This window comes from Nocardiopsis protaetiae (assembly GCF_045446735.1).
GTDB classification, from domain to species: Bacteria; Actinomycetota; Actinomycetes; order Streptosporangiales; family Streptosporangiaceae; genus Nocardiopsis; species Nocardiopsis protaetiae.
On the sequence record NZ_JBJJBV010000485.1, the window covers coordinates 1 to 2,233 of the forward strand.

The 2,233-nt window shown below is 71.0% G+C and carries 1 protein-coding gene; it reads right to left on the reverse strand.

Going from position 1 to position 2,233, the window contains the following annotated elements; all coding sequences use genetic code 11:
* Nucleotides 1-75 precede the first annotated feature (75 nt).
* Nucleotides 76-2,016: a glycosyl hydrolase family 18 protein gene (locus ACJOT3_RS34120; protein WP_406977261.1), complete on the reverse strand. Its 1,941-nt coding sequence runs from the start codon at nt 2,014-2,016 to the stop codon at nt 76-78.
* Between the last annotated feature and the right edge of the window lie 217 nt (nt 2,017-2,233).

The following is a 2,233-nucleotide window of genomic DNA, read 5'->3' on the forward strand; positions in this document are numbered from 1 at the left end:
CGCCGCGCCCGGGCACGGCGACGGCGGCGCCCCCTGGCACGGGACGCCGCCGTCGGGCCCTTTCGGGCGTGCGGATCAGCCCAGCGTCGTGGCGATCGCGTCCATGAGGGTGCCGTTGGCGTCGTCACCGTCGATGGACCAGATCATCACGCCGCCCAGGCCGCGGTCGACCGCCCACTGCGTCTTCTGGGCGATGGAGACCTCGTCGTCGTAGGTCCAGAACGTGGTGCCGTTGTACAGCCACGCCGTCCCGGAGGCGTCGTCGCGGTGCAGCGTGTACCCCGTCAGGTTCTTGATGACCTTCCAGTCGTCGATGCCCTGCTCGTAGGTGCCGGGGGCGGGGCCGGTCGCGCTCTGGAACAGGCCGTCGCCGTTGGGCCCGGCGGGCACACCCGTCCAGCCGCGGCTGTAGAAGGGCACGCCCAGGACCATGTCGGCCGGGTCCACGCCCAGCTCCAGGTAGCGGTCGATGCTCACCTCGCCGGCGAAGATCCGCGGACCGGGGTCCCCGGGCGTGACGAGCAGGTTGGACTGGTGGTTGGTGGTGTTCTCCCAGGCCCCGTGGTAGTCGTAGCCCTGCACCGTGATGAAGTCGAAGTTCGGCATCAGGGCGTCCATCTCGAAGCCCAGGTCGATCTTGTCGGGGTCGGCCGGCAGGAACGCGGTCAGCTCGAACTCGCGGTCGGTCTCGGCCTCCAGGTCGTCGAGCTGGTCGCGGAACTCCTGCACCAGGGCGGTGAAGTTCTCCCGGTCCTCGGGCCGCACCGTGTTGTGCTCGTGGCCCTCGGAGGCGGGCCACTCCCAGTCCAGGTCGATGCCGTCGAACACACCGTAGGCGGAGCCGACGCCGCCCGCGCCGTCGAAGATCGGCAGGTTGCCGCGCAGGTACTGGTCGATGCAGGACGACACCATGCGCTCGCGCGACTGGGGGGTCAGGGCGGCGTCGGAGAAGTGCTGCGACCAGGTCCAGCCGCCCAGGGAGATGTTGACCTTCAGGTTCGGGTACTTCTCCTTGAGCTCGCGCAGCTGGTTGAAGTTGCCGCGCAGGTCCTGGCTCCAGACGTCGCCGACGCCGTCGACGCTCTGGTCGGCGGTGAAGGAGCGGCCGTAGTCGGCCCAGGCGTCGCCCTGGCCGAGCTGGTTGGCCATGAAGCACTGCCCGTTCGCGTTGATGTTGCCGAACGAGTAGTTGATGTGGGTGAGGTGCTCGGCGGTGCCCGAGGTCTCCAGGTTCTTGACCAGGTAGCCGCGGTCGTAGATGCCCCACTGGGTGAAGTAGGCGACGCGGCGGTCCTCCAGGACGGGCGTGGTGCTCTGCTCGTCGGTGGTGGCCGTGACCGTGCCGCTCTCCGCGCCGCGGTTGTTCGAGGTGTCGTAGGCCCGGACCGTGAAGGTGTAGCCGGTCTCGGGGGTCAGCCCGGTCACGGTGGCGGTGGTGCCGGTGACGGCGCGGACGACCTCGCCGCCGGACAGGACCTCGTACCCGGCCACGGCGACGTTGTCGGTGGCCGCGCTCCAGCTCAGGCCCACCGTGGTGGCGGTGGTGCCGGTGACGGTGAGGCCGCCGGGGGCCGAGGGCGGCTCGGTGTCGGGCTCGCCCGGCTCACCCGAGCAGGGGTTGCCGTTGAGGGTGCAGTTGAGCGGGGTCGTGTCGTTGCCCGCCGTGCTGGTGCCGTTGAACCCGATCCCGTAGCTGCCGCCCGCGGGGACGGGCGCGCCCCAGGAGGGCGGGGTCAGGGTGTAGGAGTCGCCGGACCGGGCCATGGTGGCGTTCCACAGGCTGGTGACGGCGGTGCCCGAGGGCAGGTCGAACTTGATCGTCCAGTCGGTCAGCGCCGTGCTCCCGGCGTTGTCGATGGTGATCTGGCCGCCGTAGCCGCTGCCCCAGTTGCCGGTCTCGACGTAGGTGACGGTGACGTCGGAGGCCTGGGCGGCGGCCGGGGCGGGGGAGAGGGACAGGGGGATGAGCAGTACGGCTGCGACCCATGCCGCGAGCCGGGATCGTCGTGCTCTCACTTCGGTTCTCCTGGTGCGTGAGCGGGAGGTGGGGGACGCCGTCCGGAGAGTCGGAGGCGGTAGCGGGTGTGCGCCCGAGGAGTCACGTGTCGTGGAGGAGGAGGGGGTGGGGGTGCGCGGGGCATGGCGGGCCTCCGGCGGGGGGACGGGCCGAGGAGGGCGGGGGAGGAGCGGAGGGCGGAGAAGGGGGTGGAGGCGTGCGAGAAGAGAGGAGGCC